Source organism: Micrococcus sp. LASM2_SD2 (assembly GCF_057364565.1).
Genome location: NZ_JBNFOB010000449.1, coordinates 1 through 757, shown reverse-complemented (window position 1 = coordinate 757; position 757 = coordinate 1). Strand labels below are relative to the sequence as shown.

Genomic DNA, 757 nt, shown 5'->3' with positions numbered 1-757 from the left:
TGCACTGCTCCCCGGAAGTTGGACTCCTATTCAAGTCCGACTCACCCGGGGAGCAGTGCTGTGCCAGCACCATCGAAACTCACACCAGAACAACGAGAACAGGCCATCGACCTGTTCGAGCAAGGCCATCACCACGTGGTGGTCGCCAGGATGACCGGAGCACCTGTGTGGTCGGTCGAACGCTTGGAGTACCGGTGGCGGCTGCATGGGAAGCTGGCTCTTGTGGCCAACCCATCGAAGAAGACGTACTCGTTCGAGACGAAGCTGCTGATCGCCCGGAGGTATCTGGCCGGTGAGACCGCCAACGCGTTGGCGGCCGAGTACCAGGTCTCGACCCCTCGACTGATCCAGCGGTGGGCCCAGGACTACCGGGAACACGGTCAGGACGGTCTGCGCCCGAAGAAGCCCGGGCGCAAGCCGGCCCCGGCACCGGGCCAGGACCGTGTGGCGGACCTGGAGCGTGAGAACGAGTTCCTGCGGGCCAAGGTCGCCTACCTGGAAAAACTCAAGGCCTTGAGACAGCAAGGACTGCGGTGAGAGCAGCCGCAGTGACCAGTCTCAGGGCACGGTTCCCGCTCAGGGTGTTGCTGCAGGTCGCGTGCTTGGCCCGCTCGACGTACTTCCACCAGGTGTTGGTGGCCGATCGTGTGGACCGGTACACGGACCTGAAGGCCCGGATCCGGAGGATCGTGGCCGGCAACGGCCGCCGGTACGGGCACCGGCGGGTGCATATGGTCCTGGCCGGGGAGGGCGTGAA

Annotated in this window: 1 protein-coding gene; it reads left to right on the top strand. The window is 65.0% G+C overall.

Going from position 1 to position 757, the window contains the following annotated elements:
- Positions 1–222: 222 nt before the first annotated feature.
- Positions 223–537, top strand: coding sequence for a helix-turn-helix domain-containing protein (locus tag AC2W7A_RS13045; RefSeq protein WP_485991696.1), 315 nt, complete (start codon positions 223–225; stop codon positions 535–537).
- Positions 538–757 lie beyond the last annotated feature (220 nt).